This window comes from Rhodovastum atsumiense, assembly GCF_937425535.1.
In the GTDB taxonomy this organism is placed as follows: domain Bacteria; phylum Pseudomonadota; class Alphaproteobacteria; order Acetobacterales; family Acetobacteraceae; genus Rhodovastum; species Rhodovastum atsumiense.
This window is the reverse complement of record NZ_OW485601.1, coordinates 1783994-1799185: the sequence shown is the minus strand read 5'-3', so window position 1 is coordinate 1799185 and position 15192 is coordinate 1783994. Positions and strand designations below refer to the sequence as shown.

The following is a 15192-nucleotide window of genomic DNA, read 5'->3' as shown; positions in this document are numbered from 1 at the left end:
GTCCGGACGCAAGGTTGCCGCGACCAGGTCCGCATGGCAGGGTCGCTGCCCCACCCGCCCCGCATGGGTTCGCCGTTCAGGACATGCCGTGCCCCTGATCCTCGCCAGCCGCCCCAATGCCTATACCGGCAGCCCGCTCGACCGGGCCGGCCATCTCCGCGAGGACGCCGGCTTCATCGCCGGCGCGCTCGCCCATCCCCAGACCCTGTTCGTGCCGGTCTGGCGCGCCCGCAACCTGATGCGCGGCGTCGCCGAGGGCCGCCCGGAGGCGGTGTTCCTGGCCGGCGAGGTCGCCGGGGCGGTGCGCATGTCCGGTGGCCCCTGGGCCTTCCTGGGCCTGAAGGGGCAGCAGGCGGTCTTCGCCGTCGATCTCAGCGAGGCCGAGGACCCGTTGCCGTTGCTGCCGCCGGACCTGGGCGGCTTCACCGACCTGCGCACGGTCGCCGGGCTGCTCGCGCCCGAGGACGCGTCCATCCTCGCGCATGCGCGCGGCCTGATGTACTGGCGGCTCCGCCATCGTTTCTGTGGCGTCTGCGGCACCGCCTGCGAGGTGCGCGGCGCCGGCCACGTGATGGCCTGTCCCGGCTGCGGGGCGCAGCATTTCCCGCGCACCGATCCGGCGGTGATCATGCTGGTGCACCGGGGCGGGCGGGCGCTGCTCGGCCGGTCCCACCGTTTCGCCGCCACCATGTTCTCGACGCTGGCCGGCTTCGTGGAGCCGGGGGAGAGCCTGGAGGAAGCGGTCGCCCGCGAGGTGCTGGAGGAAACCGGCGTGCGGATCGGTGCCGTGCAGTATCATTCCAGCCAGCCCTGGCCGTTCCCGGCCAGCATCATGCTTGGCTTCTATGCCGAGGCGCTGTCGGAGGACATCACCATCGACACCACCGAATTGCAGGATGCGCGCTGGTTCACCCCCGCGCAGCTACGCGACCCGGACGCGCACGGCTTCGCCCTGCCGCGGCTGGACAGCATCGCCCGCCGGCTGATCGAGGACTGGATGGCGGCGGCATGAGGCACGGGATCCTGCTGCTCGCGTTGCTGGCCGGGGCCTGTTCCAACTGGACCAGCTACGCCGCGTTCGACGACACCAGCCCGGACACGCTGCGGGGGCAGTGCGAGCGCGCCGCCTATGACGATCCGGCGGTGAAGGAGGAACTTGCCAAGGCCGCGGGGGTGGTCGGCACCTCGCAGGACCAGTGGGTGCTGCCGGTGAAGAAGATCAAGGAGGCGGCGGTGCAGCGCTGCATGCTCAAGCGCGGCGGCCCGATGAAGGGCGGCGGGGTCGAACTGCCGATTCGCTGATGTCCGCGCCGGTTCCGGTCCCCGACCTGTTCACCATCGGCTACGAGGGCAGCACCGTCGATCGGGTGATCGCGGCGCTGCGCGAGGCCGGCGTCACCCATCTGGTCGATGTCCGCGCGGTGCCGGGTTCGCGCAAGCCCGGCTTTTCCCGGCGCCAGTTGGAGGCCGCGGCAGTGGAGGCGGGGTTGCACTACACCCATCTCCGGGCGTTGGGCACGCCAAAGCCAGGTCGTGACGCCGCGCGGCGCGGCGACGCGGCGACGATGCACCGGATTTTCACGGCGCATCTGCAGGCGCCGGAAGCGCAGGCGGACCTGGCCCGTGCCGCCGCCATCAGCGCCGAGGCACCCGTTTGCCTGTTGTGCTTCGAGCGGGACCATCGGATGTGCCACCGTGACATCCTCGCCGGCCTGTTGCGTGGTCGAAGCGGCGTCGTTCACCACCTGCTTGCCGAAGGGGCAAGGCAGGGAGAATGAACGCGGTCCGAAGGTGAAGCCACCCGGTGGCGGCACCGCCGTCTCTGTTGAGTGCGGGGCAGGTTCCCCCGCGACCGCCAGTTCGTTAATGCTGTGATCCGGATGCGGCGGGCCGAGGCCCGGTTCCGCTCCCTCACGTGCCGCCGACGGCCTGCCCCATTCCCTCGCATCACAATCTAGGAGCGTCCGACATGCTGGAACTCACCCCGGAAGGGCGTCGGACCATCGAAGACGTGGCTCGCCGGCATGGCGTCAGCGGCGATGCCGTGCTGGTCCTGCTCGGCGCGCTGGTGGCCGGTGGCGGCACCATGGCCCAGTTCAGCCATCCCGATCTGGGGGGCATGGGCCAATGGTCGCAGGGCGGCATGATCATGGTCGGCGACATGTTCAACCAGGCGCTGAAATACCGGGTGGATGCCTTGTGTTCGGAGCTTGCCGGCCTGCTGCAGCGGGAGCAGCCCCGGCTGATCGCGCCCCCGCCGTCGCAGTCCCAATTCCAGTCGCAGGGCGGCGGATTGTTTGCCGGCGGCCAGTCGCCGATGCAGTGGTGGCCCGCAGAGCTTGGGTCCCCCGATACCGCCGGGGCCCAGAACGGGCTGCGCTACGCCTATTTCCGGGCGGCGCGGCGGCTGGCCGTCGAGCGTGACGGCCGGCTGACCCTGCATGATACCGGCGACCACCAGATCGGCGGCGTCTCCCAGCAGCAGGGCGGGGAGCAATCCCTGACCTTCACCAGCCAGTACGGCCCGGTGCGCGTCTCCGACCTGCCGGTGATCGGCCCGGCCCCCGCCAATGCGCCCGAGCCGTTCGTGGCGGCGCCCCAGGCCCCGGTTCCTTCCACCAATTTCGCGCCCGAACCGCCCGAACCGCCCGCGCCGGCGCCCCAGGCAGCGGCCGTGCTTCCTGTCGATGCAGGCAGTGCGCGCCCGGCCGGCGATCCCCTGGCCATGATCGAACGCCTCGCCGAGCTGCGGCAGAAGGGCATCCTCACCGAGGAGGAATTCGCCGCCAAGAAGGCCGAGCTGCTCAGCCGGCTGTAACCTTCCGCACCCGGACTGGTCCCGGTGTCGCGACCAGTCCGGGCCGGCGGCGGTCAGATCGTCAGCGTGCCGCCCTTGGCCGCCCCGAAGCGGGCCGAGATCTTCTCCCAGTCCAGCACGTTCCACCAAGCCGCGAGGTAATCGGCGCGCCGGTTCTGGTATTTCAGGTAATAGGCGTGCTCCCACACGTCGTTGCCGAACAGCACGCGCCCGCCCTCGATCAGCGGGGTGTCCTGGTTGGGCCGCGCCACGATCGCCAGCCGGCCGGTGCCGTCCACCACCACGAACACCCAGCCCGAGCCGAACTGCGCCGCGCCGGCCCGGTTGAACGCGGTCTTCAGCGCCTCGAACCCACCGAGATCGCGGGTGATCGCCTCGGCCAGGGCCCCGCTGGGCGCGCCACCCTTGCCCCCCATCACCTGCCAGAACATGGTGTGGTTGGCATGGCCGCCGCCATTGTTGCGCACCGCGGTGCGGATCGTGTCGGGAACCTCCGGCAGCCTGGCCAGCAAGGTTTCCAGTGGCAGGGCGGCGAGCTGTCCGTGGTCCTTCAGCGCCGCGTTCAGGTTCGCCACATAGGCCGCATGGTGGCGGTCGTGGTGGATCTGCATCGTCAGCGCGTCGATATGCGGCTCGTTGGCGTCGGCGGCGTAGGGCAGGGGCGGCAGGGTGAACGGGCCGGCGGACTGGGCGAACACGGGGCGGGCGAAGGCCCCGGCCAGGGCGGTGGCGAGCAGCGCGCGACGTGGCAGCATGGGCAGGTCCCCTCCTTTATGTCTCTGCGTCGCAGATGTCGGGCGCCGCCGGTCAGGTGCAAGCCGGCGGCGTCATGATCATGCCGCGGCGGCCGGCGCCGGCTCCGGCACCAGCTCGACCGGCACCGGACTGTTCCGGCGGACGGTATCGGCGAAGCTGCCATGCACCAGGTCACTGAGGTCTCCCGTGTGCCGGGTTCCCAGGACGATCGTATAGGCACCGCTCGCTTCCGCATGGCACAGCAGGGCCAGCGGGGCGCGGGCGGCGATGTCTTCCAGGCAGGTGCCCTCGACGGGTATGCCGTCCGCCCGCAGCGTCGCCACCGCCGCCTGCACCAGCGCTTCCGCGCCGGCCCGGCTTTCCTCGGCCGCCGACTGGTCGGCGAACACCTCGATGCTGCGGACATGGACGACCTCAACCGGCGCGCCACGGTCGGCGGCCAGCAGGCGGGCGCGGGCCAGCACCGCGGGGTCCGTGGCCGAGCCGTCGACGGCGGCGATCACCTTGCGCACCGGCGGCGCCTCGCCGGTCGGCGGCGCGGCGAAGCGGCCGAGATGGCGGCGCATGCCCCACAGCACCACCGGCGCGATCGCCGCGCCGGCGGCGGCCACCAGGAAGCTGACCCGGGCATTGCTGTGCTCGGCGATCAGCGGCGCGGCATAGGGCGCGATCACGCCGGCGAACCAGCGCACGAAATTATAGGCGGCGGAGGCGATCGGCCGCTGCGCCGGCGACACCTCCAGCGCCATTTCGGTGTAGACGGTGTTGTTCAGCCCCATCAGCGCGCCGGCGAGCACCACGCCGATCGCCACCACCAGCCGGTCGCCGAACGCCATCCCCACCAGCAGCAGCGCCAGCAGCAGCAGCACGACCGAGAGCAGCCCGAGCGGGCTGAAGCGGGCCTGCAGCCGAGGCGCCACCAGCACCGAGAACAGCGCCAGCATCACCCCCCAGCCGAAGAAGATCACCCCGACCGCATGCGGCGAGAGCTGCAGCACGAAGGGCACGAAGGCCAGCACGGTGAAGAAGGCGTAGTTGTAGAAGAAGGCGCTGACCGCGGTGGCGGCGAGGCCGCGATGCGTCAGCGCCTTGAGCGGATCGACCAGGCGGGATTTCACCGGCGGTTTCGGCTGGGCGGGCAGGAACAGCGCGATGGCGACGAAGCCGATCGCCATCAGCGTCGCCGTGCCGAAGAACGGATAGCGCCAGGACAGGTCGCCCAGCGCGGCACCGATCAGCGGCCCGACCGACAGTCCGAGCCCGAGCGCCGCTTCGTACAGCAGGATGGCGGTCGCCGTGCCGCCATTGGCCGCGCGCACGATCACCGACAGCGCCGTCACCACGAACAGCGCATTGCCCAGCCCCCAGCCGGCGCGGAAACCGACCAGCTCGGCGACCGAGGTGGAGGTGCCGGCCAGCGCGGCGAAGACGGCGATCAGCCCCGCCCCCAGCAGCAGCGTGCCCCGTCCGCCCAGCCGGCTGGAGACATAGCCGGTGACCAGCATCATCGCCGCGGTGACGGCGAAGTAGCTGGTGAACAGCAGCGATACCTGGCTCGGGCGGGCATTCAGCCCGGCCGCGATCGAGGTCAGGATGGGATCCACCAGCCCGATGCTGGTGAAGCCGATCGTGGCGGCGAAGGCGGTGGCCCAGACGGCACGAGGCTGCTGGAAGAACCGGGCGAAGGCGCCCGGTCCGGCACTGGGGGCATGCATGCACGGACCTTTCTGCGCCCGGGGGCGCGGCGGGGAGGGAAGAAGCTGTATGATGCAGATATTGGAGCGCCGGAAAGGAAACAAGATGTGTGCCTTACCCGATCATGCCTGGGGCGACGCGCAGCCATGACGTCGCGGGACACCCTGGTGCAGGCGATCGAGCACGACCTGACCTTCCTTGCCCGCGCGCTTGAGGGACTGAGCCGCCGCCGCGCCTGGCCGCTGGAACGGGCGCACTACCTGCTGCTGAATCTCGTGGGCAGCGAGGGGCCGCAAACCATCGGCACGCTCGCGGCCCGGCTGGCCCTGGATGGCTCGACCGTGACCCGGCAGGTGGCGCAGATGGAACGGGACGGGCTGGTGGAGAAACACCTCCACCCGGACGACGCGCGCAGCTTTGTGGTCAGCGCTACTCCCCGTGGCAGCGCGGCTGCCGCGGCGATGCGGGCGGCGCGGCGGGAAAATACCGGCCGGCTGCTGCAGGGCTGGAGCACGGCGGAAATGGCGGGGCTGGCGACCGCGCTGGCGCACCTGAATGCGTCGGTGGCGGCCGTGCTGGAGGATCCGGCGCCATGAACAAGCGTAGGGCGGATAAGCGCAGCGCAATCCGCCATGTCGCGGTGGCGGATTGCGCTGCGCTTATCCGCCCTACAGCACCTGATCGCCCGTCCCCTCAGTCCGGGTCGGTGCCCAGCGACATGATCGAGGCGCCGATCGCCGCGGAGCCGAAGGTGATCATGAAGCCGGCCGACAGCAACCCGACCGGGACAAGTCCCCCCGCCGGCCCCAGCACCAGCGTGCCCAGCGAACCGACATCCAGGAACAACAGACCAGCCACCGCCACCAGCCCGCCCAACGCTCCGGCGAGCCCTGGCAGAACCATGTAGCGGACGATTTCCATGAAGCCCCAACGCCGTCTCCGGCGCCGGGTGGTTATCACGACTGGACGACTCCAGTTTCGTCCGCTTCCAGCGAGAACGCCGCGGCCATCAGCGCCCTGGTGTAGTCCTCGCGCGGCTGCGCGAACACGACATCGGCCGGGCCTTCCTCGACCACCTTGCCGTGCCGCAGCACCACCACCCGATGCGCCAGCGCCCGCACCACGCGCAGGTCATGGCTGATGAACAGGTAGCCAAGGTCGCGATCCTGCTGCAGCCGGCGCAGCAGATCCACGATCTGCGCCTGCACGCTCATGTCGAGCGCACTGGTCGGCTCGTCGAGCACCACGAAGCGCGGCTGCAGCACCATCGCCCGCGCTACCGCGATGCGCTGGCGCTGCCCGCCGCTGAACTCGTGCGGGTAGCGGCCGAGGCACTCGCCCGGCAGCCCGACCTCGTCCAGCGCCGCCGCCACCCGCGCGTCGCGCTTGGCCCGCGACAGGCCGGGCTCGTGCACCGCGAGACCCTCGGCGATGATCTCGCCCACCGACAGGCGTGGCGAGAGGCTGCCGAACGGATCCTGGAAGACGATCTGCATCGATGCCCGCAACCGCCGCAGCGCGCGCCGGTCGAGCGTGTCCAGCTTCTGGCCACGGAAGCGGATATCGCCCTCGGCCCGTTCCAGTTGCAGCAGGGCGAAGCCGGTGGTGGACTTGCCGGACCCGCTCTCGCCGACCAGCCCGACCGTCTCGCCGGCATGCACGGTAATATCCAGCCCGTCCACCGCCTTCACATGGCCGACGGTGCGGCGCAGCACGCCGCGGCGGATCGGGAAATGCACGCGCAATCCCTTCGCCTGCATCAGCACTTCGGCGTCGTTGGCAATCGGGCGCGGCGTCCCGCGCGGCTCGGCGGCCAGCAGCGCGCAGGTATAGGGATGCTGCGGCACGGTGAACACCTGGTCGACCCGACCGCTCTCCACCACGCGCCCGTCCTTCATGACGCAGACGCGGTCGGCATAGCGCCGCACCACCGCGAGGTCATGACTGATCAGCAGCAAGGCAAGCCCCCGCGCCGCCTTCTCGGCGGCCAGCAGCTTCAGGATCTGCGCCTGGATGGTCACGTCCAGCGCCGTGGTGGGCTCGTCGGCGATCAGCAAGGCGGGGTCGTTGGCCAGCGCCATCGCGATCATCACGCGCTGGCGCTGCCCGCCGGAGAGCTGGTGCGGAAACGCCTCCAGCCGCTGCCCGGCATCCGGGAAGCCGCATTCCGACAGCAGCTCGATCACCCGCGCCCGCAGCGCCCCGTTCGACATGGGCCGGTGCAACTGGATCGCCTCGCCCACTTGCCGCCCGATGCGGGCGAGCGGGTTGAGGCTGTTCATCGGCTCCTGGAACACCATGCCGGCGCGGGCGCCGCGCAATTGCTGCAGCACCGCCTCCGGCGCGCCGATCATGGACTGGCCGTCCAGCTCGACATGGCCGCCGCAGCTTGCCCCGGGCGGCAGCAATTGCAGCAGCGACAGCGCGGTCAGCGACTTGCCCGATCCGCTCTCGCCGACCAGCGCCAGCGTCTCGCCGCGTTCGAGGGTGAAGGACACCCGATCAACCACCCGCCGCTCCCCGAAGGCGACGGTCAGGTCCTCGACCCGGACGAGGCTCATGCGGGCGTCCTCATGCTGTGGTCCGCCGCGGGTCGAAGGCGTCGCGCACCGCCTCGCCGACGAAGACCAGCAGGGTCAGCATGCCGCCGAGGACGACGAAGGCGGTGATGCCGAGCCAGGGCGCCTGCAGGTTGTTCTTGCCCTGCGCCACCAGCTCGCCGAGCGAGGGCGAGCCCGGCGGCAGGCCGAAGCCGAGGAAATCGAGCCCGGACAGCAGCGTCACCGACCCCGACAGCGTGAACGGCAGGAAGGTCAGCGTCGCCACCATCGCGTTGGGCAGGATGTGCCGCCACATCAGCGCGGCGTCGGAGACGCCGAGCGCGCGGGCGGCGCGCACATAGTCCAGGTTGCGCCCGCGCAGGAACTCCGCCCGCACCACCCCGGTCAGCGTCATCCACGAGAACAGCAGCAGGAAGACCAGCAGCACCCAGAAGCTCGGGGTGATGACGCTGCCGAGGATGATCAGCAGGTAAAGCTGCGGCATGCCCGACCAGATCTCGATGAAGCGCTGGAAGAACAGGTCGAGCCGGCCGCCGTAGAATCCCTGCATCGCGCCCGCGGCGATGCCGACCACCGAGGAGATCGCGGTCAGGGTGAAGCCGAACAGCACCGAGATGCGGAAGCCGTAGATGACGCGGGCGAGCACGTCGCGCGCCTGGTCGTCGGTGCCGAGCAGGTTGCGCCAGGAAGGTGGCGCCGGGGCGGGGACGGGCAGGTTCTTGACGATGGTGTCGTAGCGGAACGGGATCGGTGGCCAGATCATCCAGCCCTTGGCCTCGATCTCCTGCTGCAGCGTGGGGTCGGTGAAGTCGGCGAGGGTGGGCATCAGGTCGGCGCCAAAGGTGTCCTCGCTGTAGTCGCGCAACACCGGGACGTACCAATGGCCGTCGAAGCGCACCAGCAGCGGGCGGTCATTGGCGATCAGCTCGGCACCCAGCGACAGCCCGAACAGGACCAGGAAGATCCACAGCGACCAGAAGCCGCGCCGGTGGGCCGTGAAGGCGGCCAGCCGGCGCCGGGTGAGGGGGGTGAGGGTCATGGACGGGGCAGCGGCGCGGCGGGCGGTACCGGGGAGAAGGTCAAGATTGTCGCGCCTCGAAATCGATGCGCGGATCGACCACCGTATACATCAGGTCGCCGACGATCTGCATCAGCAGCCCGAGCAGCGTGAAGATATAGAGCGTGCCGAACATCACCGGGTAATCGCGCCGGATCGCCGATTCGAAGCCCAGCAATCCCATGCCGTCGAGCGAAAAGATGATTTCCATCAGCAGTGCCGAGGAAAACAGGATGCTGATGAACGCCGCCGGGAAGCCGGCGACGATCAGCAGCATGGCATTGCGGAACACGTGCCGGTACAGCACCCGTTGCTCGGACGCTCCCTTGGCGCGGGCGGTCACCGTGTACTGCTTGCGGATTTCCTCGAGGAAGCAGTTCTTGGTCAGCATGGTCAGGCTGGCGAAGCCGCCGATCACCAGGGCGGTGGTCGGCAGCACCATGTGCCAGAGGTAATCCAGCACGCGTTGCCACCACGGCCAGTCCGCCGCTTCCGGACTGGTCAGGCCGCGCAGCGGGAAGATGTGCAGGAAGCTGCCGCCGGCGAACAGCACCACCAGCAGGATGGCGAACAGGAAGGACGGCACGGCATAGCCGACCAGCACCATCGCCGAGGTGGCGAGGTCGAAGCGCGAGCCGTGCCGCACCGCCTTGGCGATGCCGAGCGGGATCGACACCAGGTAGACCAGCAGCGTCGACCACAGCCCGAGCGAGATCGAGACCGGCATCTTCTCCCGGATCAACTGCAGGACCGTCTTGTCGAGGAAGAAGCTGCGGCCGAAATCGAAGCCGAGATACCCCTTCAGCATCAGCACGAAGCGCTCGCCGGCGGGCTTGTCGAAGCCGAACATCTTGCGGATGTCGGCCACCATCTGCGGATCGAGCCCGCGCGCGCCGCGATAGGCGCCCTGCTCGCCGCTGCCCGGGGTGCTGCTGCTCACCGGCGCCACTTCCGACCCGCCCTGGCCGGTCATGCGCCCCATCGTCTCGCCGCCGCGGTTGCGCAGCTCGGAGATCATCTGCTCGACCGGGCCGCCCGGGGCGAACTGCACGACCACGAAATTGATGGCGATGATGCCGAACAGCGTCGGGATGATCAGCAGCAGCCGGCGGACCAGATAGGCGCCCATCGGATCAGGGACCGGCCCGCCGCGCGGCCTGCAGGGCGGTGTCCTTCTCCGGCGAGACCCACCAGGAATCGAACACCACGCCCGGCCGCACCGGGGCGGACGGGCGCCCGAAGCGGTCCCAGTAGGCGATCCACACCGATTGCAGGTGCCAGTTCGGCACCATGTACCAGCCCCACAGCAGCACGCGGTCGAGCGCGTGCACGGTGGTGAGCAATTGCGTCCGGTCGGCGGCGGTGACCACCTGCGGCACCAGCGCGTCCACCACCGGGTCGCACACGCCCATCAGGTTGTCGCCGCCTTCCAGGTTGACCGCGCCGCAGGTCCAGAACCCGACCTGCTCGTTGCCCGGGCTCTCCGACTGGGGAATCACCATCATCGTCATGTCGTAGTCGTAGGTGTCCAGCCGCCGCTGGTACTGGGCGGCGTCCACGGTGCGCACGCTGGCCTCGATGCCCAGGCGCGACAGCCACTGCTTGTAGGGCAGCGCCACCCGCTCGAAGGTCGGCTCGCTGAGCAGAATCTCGAAGGTGAAGGGCCGGCCCTGGGCGTCCACCAGCTTGCGGTCCTTCACCGTCCAGCCGGCTTCCTTCAGCAGCGCCAGGCCCCGCCGCAGCCCCTCGCGGTTATTGCCCGAGCCATCGGTCACCGGCAGGCGGAAGGGCTGGGTGAACAGCTCGGGCGGCAGCTTGCCGCGCCACTTGTCCAGCAGCGCCAGTTCCGCCCCCTGCGGCGTGCCGGAGGAAGCGAGGTCGCTGTTGCTGAAATAGCTCTCGGTGCGGGTATACTCGCCGTAGAACAGATTGGCGTTGGCCCATTCGAAATCGAAGGCCAGCGCCAGCGCCTCGCGCACGCGGCGGTCCTGGAACAGCGGCCGGCGGGTGTTCATCGCCCAGCCCTGCATGCCGGTGGGCAAACGGTGGCGGATGCTTTCCTTGCGCACCAGGCCCTTCTGCACCGCCGGAAAATCATAGGCAGTGGCCCAGTTCTTGGCGATGTTCTCGCTGCGGTAGTCGATCTGCCCGGCCTTGAACGCCTCCATCGCCACCGTGCCGTCGCGGAAATACTCGGTGCGGATGCGGTCGAAGTTGTACAGTCCCTTCGCCACCGGCAGGTCGCGTCCCCACCAGTCGGGCACACGCTCCAGCGTGATGCTGCGGCCGAAATCGACCTTGCCGATCCGGTAGGGGCCGGAGCCGAGCGGCACATCGGTCAGCGGGCGGTCGAACTCGCGGCCCTCCCAGAACCGCCGCGGCAGCACCGCCAGATCGCCCAGGATCATCGGCAGCTCGCGATTGGCATGGGTGCGGAAGCGGAACACCACCCGGCGCGGGCCTTCCACCACCGCCTCGGTGACGTCGCCGTAGTACTGCCGGTAATTCGGCCGCCCCTTGTCGCGCAGGGTGTTGAAGCTCCAGACCACGTCATCGGCGGTTACCGGCGTGCCGTCGTGGAACCGCGCCTCCGGCCGCAGCTCGAAGGCCACCCCCATGTGGTCGGCGGGGATCTCGATGACGCCGGCGAGGTTGCCGTACTCGGTCTGCGCCTCGTCGAAGTTGCGCACCATCAGCGTGTCGTAGATGCGCCCCGCCGCCCCGGCGGCGCGGCCGCGCACGATGAAGGGGTTGAGGCTGTCGAAGGTGCCGACCGCGCCGAGCGCGACCTCGCCGCCCTTCGGCGCATCCGGGTTGACCCAGGGGAAATAGGGGAAATCCGGCGGCAGCGCCGGGGCGCCCAGCAGCGAGACGCCATGGCTGCGCGTGGGCGCCTCGGCATGGGCGGGCGGCGCGCCGGCAACCGGGGCGCAGGCAAGCAGGGCCGTGATGAGGGCGATGATGCGCAAGAGGGTTACTCCCGTCGGCCGTCACATGTCATGGCAGGCGCGCCCGGCGGTCAGCCTTTGGCCAGCAGCCGGATCGCGTCCCCGAGCAGGGCGGGGTCGCCGACGGCGAGCACCTGCCCGTTGCCATCGGGGCGCAGCGCCGCGCCCTCCCAGTCGGTGAGCCGGCCGCCCGCGCCTTCGATCACCGGCTGCAGCGCCGCCCAGTCCCAGACCTTCATGTCCGATTCGGCGACGATGTCGATCTGCCCGAGCGCGAGCAGCCCGTAGGCGTAGCAATCCCCGCCGAAGGAGCTGCGCCGCGCCGCCGCCGACAGCCGCATCCAGCGCGGCAGGTCGTTGCCGAACATCTCCGGGCTGGTGCAGGACAGCTCGGCTTCCCCGACCCGGGCGCAGGGACGGCAGCCGGCGGTGCCGCCGAACGGTCCGCGGAACCGGGTCGGCCGGCCGACGGCGCCGATCCAGCGTTCGCCGGTGACGCACTGGTCGATCACCCCCAGGATCGGGATGCCGTCCTCGAGCAACCCGATCAGCGTGCCGAAGACCGGGCGGCCGGTGATGAAGGCACGGGTCCCGTCGATCGGGTCGAGCACCCAGCGCAGCCGCGCCGACGGGTTGTCCAGCCCGAATTCCTCGCCGAGGATGCCGTGATCGGGGAAAAGCTGGGACAGCACCGCGCGCATGGCCTGCTCGGCGGTGCGGTCGGCCAGGGTCACGGGGCTCGCATCCAGCTTCAGGTCAGCCGCGAGCCCGGCGCGGAAATGCGGGCGAATGACCGCCCCCGCGACATCGGCCGCCGCCTCGGCGGCGCGGATCAGCGCCTCGATCGGCGGCCGGGGCAGGTGTGTGCGCTCGTCATCAGGCTGCAAGGTTTGTGTCATCCGTCGTGACCGGCCATCCGCAGAGAAGAATCCGTGCGGCACATGGAGGCCCCTGACGGGGGCGGTGTCAAACCCTGCAGCCTGCCCCCATCAGGGTTGCGGCAGCGGGGCGGGGCTGGCGGAGAGGCTGCGCAGATAGGCGATCACGTTGGCGCGGTCCTGGTCGTTGCTGATGCCGGCGAAGGCCATCTTGGTGCCCGGGGCATAGGCCGCGGGCTTCTTCAGCCAGTGATTCAGCGCCTCGTAATCCCAGTTGCCCGGCTTGTCCTTCAGCCCGGCGGAGTAGCTGAAGCCCTGTTGGTGGCCGTGCGGGCCCATCACCACGCCATAGAGATTGGGGCCTACCCCCGGCTTGCCGCCTTCGTTGAAGGTATGGCAGGCCACACAGAGCTTCTTGACGGTCGCCTCGCCCTTGGCAGGATCGGCCTTGGCCAGCAGCGGCCCGATCGGCGGCACCGTCTCGGCGGCCGGAGCCGCGGTGGCGGCGACGGGCGCGCCGGTTTCGATCGGGATGGCGACCTTTTCCAGTCGCTTCGGCCTGACCAGGACGTCGCCGATCAGGCCGGCGACCATGAACGAGATGCCGCCGATCAGAACCGCGGCCACGGCCTTGTTGATTTCCAGCGTATCCATGCGGCGCCTCGTTCCCCCGGGCGATTGTGATGGCTGACGGGCCCACGTTGCACGCGAGGCCCCGGCTACCTAAGGTGCGGCGCAGCTTACGGGAACCGCTTCCCCCGCTTCAACCCGCGACCCCTGGTCCGGCTGCCGGACATTATCCTCATGAATTCGCTGTCATGACCCCGATCGTCGTCATTCCCGCGCGCATGGCTTCCACCCGCCTGCCCGGCAAGCCCCTGGCCGATATCCATGGCCGCCCGATGATCCTGCACGTGCTCGACCGGGCGCGCGAGGCCGGGATCGGCCCGATCGCGGTGGCCTGTGCCGAATCCGAAATCGCCGAGGCGGTGCGCGCCGCAGGGGCGATCGCGGTGATGACCGATCCCGCCCTGCCGCGCGGCTCGGACCGGGTGCACGTCGCCCTGGCCGCGCTCGACCCGCAGGGGCAGCACGACGTGGTGGTCAACCTCCAGGGCGACCTGCCGACCATCCCGCCGGAATACCTGCGCACGGTGCTGGCCCCGCTTGCCGACCCCGCGGTGGACATCGCCACGCTGGTGGCGCCGATCACCTCGCCCGAGGAGGCGGCGTCTCCTTCGGTGGTGAAGGCGGCCTGCGGCTTCGACCGTGGCCGCGCGGTGGCGCCGGCGCTCTATTTCTCGCGCGCCGCCATCCCTGCGGGCGAGGGGCCCCTGTGGCACCATATCGGCATCTACGCCTTCCGCCGCGCCGCCCTGGCGCGCTTCGTCGCCCTGCCGGAATCGCCGCTGGAGAAGCGCGAGGCGCTGGAGCAATTGCGTGCGCTGGAGGCGGGCATGCGCATCGCCTGCGCCCGCGTCGAGCGCCCCCCCTTCGGCGTCGACACCCCGGCCGATCTCGAACGCGCCCGCGATGAGCTCGATCCCGCCCGCCGGAGCCGTCCGTGACCGAGGCGCAGCCAGCCGCCCCGGTCGCCGCGCCGCAGACGATCGCCTTCCAGGGGCGGCCGGGTGCCTATTCGGACCTGGCCTGCCGGGCGGCCTATCCCAGTTGGCAGACCTTGCCCTGCCCAACCTTTGCCGCGGCCATGGAAGCGGTGCGCGACGGCACCGCCGGCCTCGCCATGATTGCCTGCGAGAACAGCCTGGCCGGGCGGGTGGGCGATGTGCACCAGTTGCTGCCCGGGTCCGGCCTGTTCGTGGTCGGCGAGCACTTCCAGCGCGTCGAGCACTGCCTGCTTGCCCCCCGGGGCGCCCGCATCGAGGGGCTCAGGCGCGCGCATTCGCATGAAGTCGCGCTGGGGCAGGTGCGGGGCATTCTCAGGGATCTGAAGCTGGAAGCCGTGGTGCAGGCCGACACCGCGGGGGCGGCGGAGATGGTGGCCGCCTGGAACGACCCGGCGCAATGCGCCATCGCCTCCTCGCTCGCCGCCGAGCTGTTCGGGCTCGACATCCTGCGTCACAATGTCGAGGACGCCGCGCACAACACCACGCGGTTCTACGTCATGTCCCGCCAGCCGGTGCAGCCGGCCCCGGAGACGCCGGGGCTGATGACCACTTTCGTATTCCGGGTCCGCAACGTGCCGGCGGCCTTGTACAAGGCGCTCGGCGGGTTCGCGACCAACGGGGTGAACATGACCAAGCTCGAGAGCTACATGCTCGGCGGCCATTTCACCGCGACCCAGTTCCTGTGCGACGTCGAGGGGCACCCCGGCCAGCCCGCGCTGCGCCGGGCGCTGGAGGAACTGTCCTTCTTCTCCCGCGAGGCAAAGATCCTGGGGGTCTACCCCGCCTCTCCGGCCCGCAAGGAACAGGCCAGGGCAGGGGATGACTGATCGCGGCTGAGACCAATACCATCC

The 15192-nt window shown here is 70.2% G+C and carries 16 protein-coding genes; 7 read left to right on the top strand and 9 right to left on the bottom strand.

The window, feature by feature from the left end; all coding sequences use genetic code 11:
• Positions 1 to 88: 88 nt before the first annotated feature.
• The 4 genes from nudC (at position 89) to NBY65_RS08040 (ending at position 2818) form a co-directional block, all read left to right on the top strand.
• On the top strand, positions 89 to 1012 hold the full coding sequence (nudC, locus tag NBY65_RS08055; RefSeq protein WP_150040512.1) for an NAD(+) diphosphatase: 924 nt from the start codon (positions 89 to 91) through the stop codon (positions 1010 to 1012).
• Entirely contained in the window at positions 1009 to 1302 is a 294-nt protein-coding gene (locus NBY65_RS08050) for a hypothetical protein (RefSeq protein ID WP_150040511.1), read from the top strand. Before nudC ends, NBY65_RS08050 begins: the two co-directional genes overlap by 4 nt.
• Positions 1302 to 1778, top strand: coding sequence for a DUF488 domain-containing protein (locus NBY65_RS08045; RefSeq protein WP_150040510.1), 477 nt, complete (start codon positions 1302 to 1304; stop codon positions 1776 to 1778). Before NBY65_RS08050 ends, NBY65_RS08045 begins: the two co-directional genes overlap by 1 nt.
• Before the next feature lie 191 nt (positions 1779 to 1969).
• Positions 1970 to 2818 carry an SHOCT domain-containing protein gene (locus NBY65_RS08040; RefSeq protein WP_150040509.1) on the top strand — a complete coding sequence of 283 codons (849 nt, stop codon included), beginning with the start codon at positions 1970 to 1972 and terminating at the stop codon, positions 2816 to 2818.
• Between the two features lie 53 nt (positions 2819 to 2871).
• Here the strand turns inward: NBY65_RS08040 and NBY65_RS08035 are convergent, their stop codons facing one another.
• Both NBY65_RS08035 and NBY65_RS08030 read right to left on the bottom strand, forming a co-directional pair.
• Positions 2872 to 3573, bottom strand: a complete 702-nt coding sequence (locus NBY65_RS08035; protein WP_150040508.1) for a superoxide dismutase — start codon at positions 3571 to 3573, stop codon at positions 2872 to 2874.
• Between the two features lie 78 nt (positions 3574 to 3651).
• Positions 3652 to 5289, bottom strand: coding sequence for an MFS transporter (locus NBY65_RS08030; protein ID WP_150040507.1), 1638 nt, complete (start codon positions 5287 to 5289; stop codon positions 3652 to 3654).
• Between the two features lie 126 nt (positions 5290 to 5415).
• Here NBY65_RS08030 and NBY65_RS08025 point away from each other — a divergent pair, with 126 nt between their 5' ends.
• A complete protein-coding gene (locus NBY65_RS08025; protein WP_162530513.1) occupies positions 5416 to 5865 on the top strand; it encodes a MarR family winged helix-turn-helix transcriptional regulator in 450 nt (149 codons plus the stop codon).
• A gap of 97 nt (positions 5866 to 5962) precedes the next feature.
• Here NBY65_RS08025 and NBY65_RS08020 read toward each other — a convergent pair whose 3' ends face one another.
• The 7 genes from NBY65_RS08020 to NBY65_RS07990 all read right to left on the bottom strand — a co-directional run bounded on the left by NBY65_RS08020 (position 5963) and on the right by NBY65_RS07990 (position 13367).
• Positions 5963 to 6172 (bottom strand): hypothetical protein, encoded by a 210-nt coding sequence (locus NBY65_RS08020; protein WP_150040505.1) that lies wholly within the window; start codon positions 6170 to 6172, stop codon positions 5963 to 5965.
• A 53-nt stretch (positions 6173 to 6225) separates the two neighbouring features.
• The gene (locus NBY65_RS08015) at positions 6226 to 7830 is read right to left on the bottom strand and encodes an ABC transporter ATP-binding protein (protein ID WP_150040504.1); all 1605 of its coding nucleotides are present in this window, start codon (positions 7828 to 7830) and stop codon (positions 6226 to 6228) included.
• 10 nt (positions 7831 to 7840) lie between these two features.
• Positions 7841 to 8869, bottom strand: a complete 1029-nt coding sequence (locus tag NBY65_RS08010; RefSeq protein ID WP_150040503.1) for an ABC transporter permease — start codon at positions 8867 to 8869, stop codon at positions 7841 to 7843.
• 40 nt (positions 8870 to 8909) lie between these two features.
• Positions 8910 to 10016 carry a microcin C ABC transporter permease YejB gene (locus NBY65_RS08005; RefSeq protein WP_150040502.1) on the bottom strand — a complete coding sequence of 369 codons (1107 nt, stop codon included), beginning with the start codon at positions 10014 to 10016 and terminating at the stop codon, positions 8910 to 8912.
• Positions 10017 to 10020: 4 nt separating this feature from the next.
• Entirely contained in the window at positions 10021 to 11856 is a 1836-nt protein-coding gene (locus tag NBY65_RS08000; RefSeq protein ID WP_150040501.1) for an extracellular solute-binding protein, read from the bottom strand.
• A 50-nt stretch (positions 11857 to 11906) separates the two neighbouring features.
• The gene (locus NBY65_RS07995) at positions 11907 to 12734 is read right to left on the bottom strand and encodes an inositol monophosphatase family protein (protein ID WP_150040500.1); all 828 of its coding nucleotides are present in this window, start codon (positions 12732 to 12734) and stop codon (positions 11907 to 11909) included.
• Between the two features lie 90 nt (positions 12735 to 12824).
• Positions 12825 to 13367 carry a c-type cytochrome gene (locus tag NBY65_RS07990; protein ID WP_150040499.1) on the bottom strand — a complete coding sequence of 181 codons (543 nt, stop codon included), beginning with the start codon at positions 13365 to 13367 and terminating at the stop codon, positions 12825 to 12827.
• Positions 13368 to 13531: 164 nt separating this feature from the next.
• Between NBY65_RS07990 and NBY65_RS07985 the strand changes: the two genes are divergently transcribed.
• Positions 13532 to 14281, top strand: coding sequence for a 3-deoxy-manno-octulosonate cytidylyltransferase (locus tag NBY65_RS07985; RefSeq protein WP_150040498.1), 750 nt, complete (start codon positions 13532 to 13534; stop codon positions 14279 to 14281).
• A complete protein-coding gene (locus NBY65_RS07980) occupies positions 14278 to 15168 on the top strand; it encodes a prephenate dehydratase (RefSeq protein ID WP_203330459.1) in 891 nt (296 codons plus the stop codon). Before NBY65_RS07985 ends, NBY65_RS07980 begins: the two co-directional genes overlap by 4 nt.
• Positions 15169 to 15192 lie beyond the last annotated feature (24 nt).

Excerpts from the sequence above, each read along its gene's own strand:
- NBY65_RS08050 (WP_150040511.1), top strand. The coding sequence starts at position 1,009 with ATGAGGCACGGGATCCTGCTGCTCGCGTTGCTGGCCGGGGCCTGTTCC.
- NBY65_RS08045 (WP_150040510.1), top strand. The coding sequence starts at position 1,302 with ATGTCCGCGCCGGTTCCGGTCCCCGACCTGTTCACCATCGGCTACGAG.
- NBY65_RS08040 (WP_150040509.1), top strand. The coding sequence starts at position 1,970 with ATGCTGGAACTCACCCCGGAAGGGCGTCGGACCATCGAAGACGTGGCT.
- NBY65_RS08035 (WP_150040508.1), bottom strand. The coding sequence starts at position 3,573 with ATGCTGCCACGTCGCGCGCTGCTCGCCACCGCCCTGGCCGGGGCCTTC.
- NBY65_RS08030 (WP_150040507.1), bottom strand. The coding sequence starts at position 5,289 with ATGCATGCCCCCAGTGCCGGACCGGGCGCCTTCGCCCGGTTCTTCCAG.
- NBY65_RS08025 (WP_162530513.1), top strand. The coding sequence starts at position 5,416 with ATGACGTCGCGGGACACCCTGGTGCAGGCGATCGAGCACGACCTGACC.
- NBY65_RS08020 (WP_150040505.1), bottom strand. The coding sequence starts at position 6,172 with ATGGTTCTGCCAGGGCTCGCCGGAGCGTTGGGCGGGCTGGTGGCGGTG.
- NBY65_RS08015 (WP_150040504.1), bottom strand. The coding sequence starts at position 7,830 with ATGAGCCTCGTCCGGGTCGAGGACCTGACCGTCGCCTTCGGGGAGCGG.
- NBY65_RS08010 (WP_150040503.1), bottom strand. The coding sequence starts at position 8,869 with ATGACCCTCACCCCCCTCACCCGGCGCCGGCTGGCCGCCTTCACGGCC.
- NBY65_RS08005 (WP_150040502.1), bottom strand. The coding sequence starts at position 10,016 with ATGGGCGCCTATCTGGTCCGCCGGCTGCTGCTGATCATCCCGACGCTG.
- NBY65_RS07995 (WP_150040500.1), bottom strand. The coding sequence starts at position 12,734 with ATGACACAAACCTTGCAGCCTGATGACGAGCGCACACACCTGCCCCGG.
- NBY65_RS07990 (WP_150040499.1), bottom strand. The coding sequence starts at position 13,367 with ATGGATACGCTGGAAATCAACAAGGCCGTGGCCGCGGTTCTGATCGGC.
- NBY65_RS07985 (WP_150040498.1), top strand. The coding sequence starts at position 13,532 with ATGACCCCGATCGTCGTCATTCCCGCGCGCATGGCTTCCACCCGCCTG.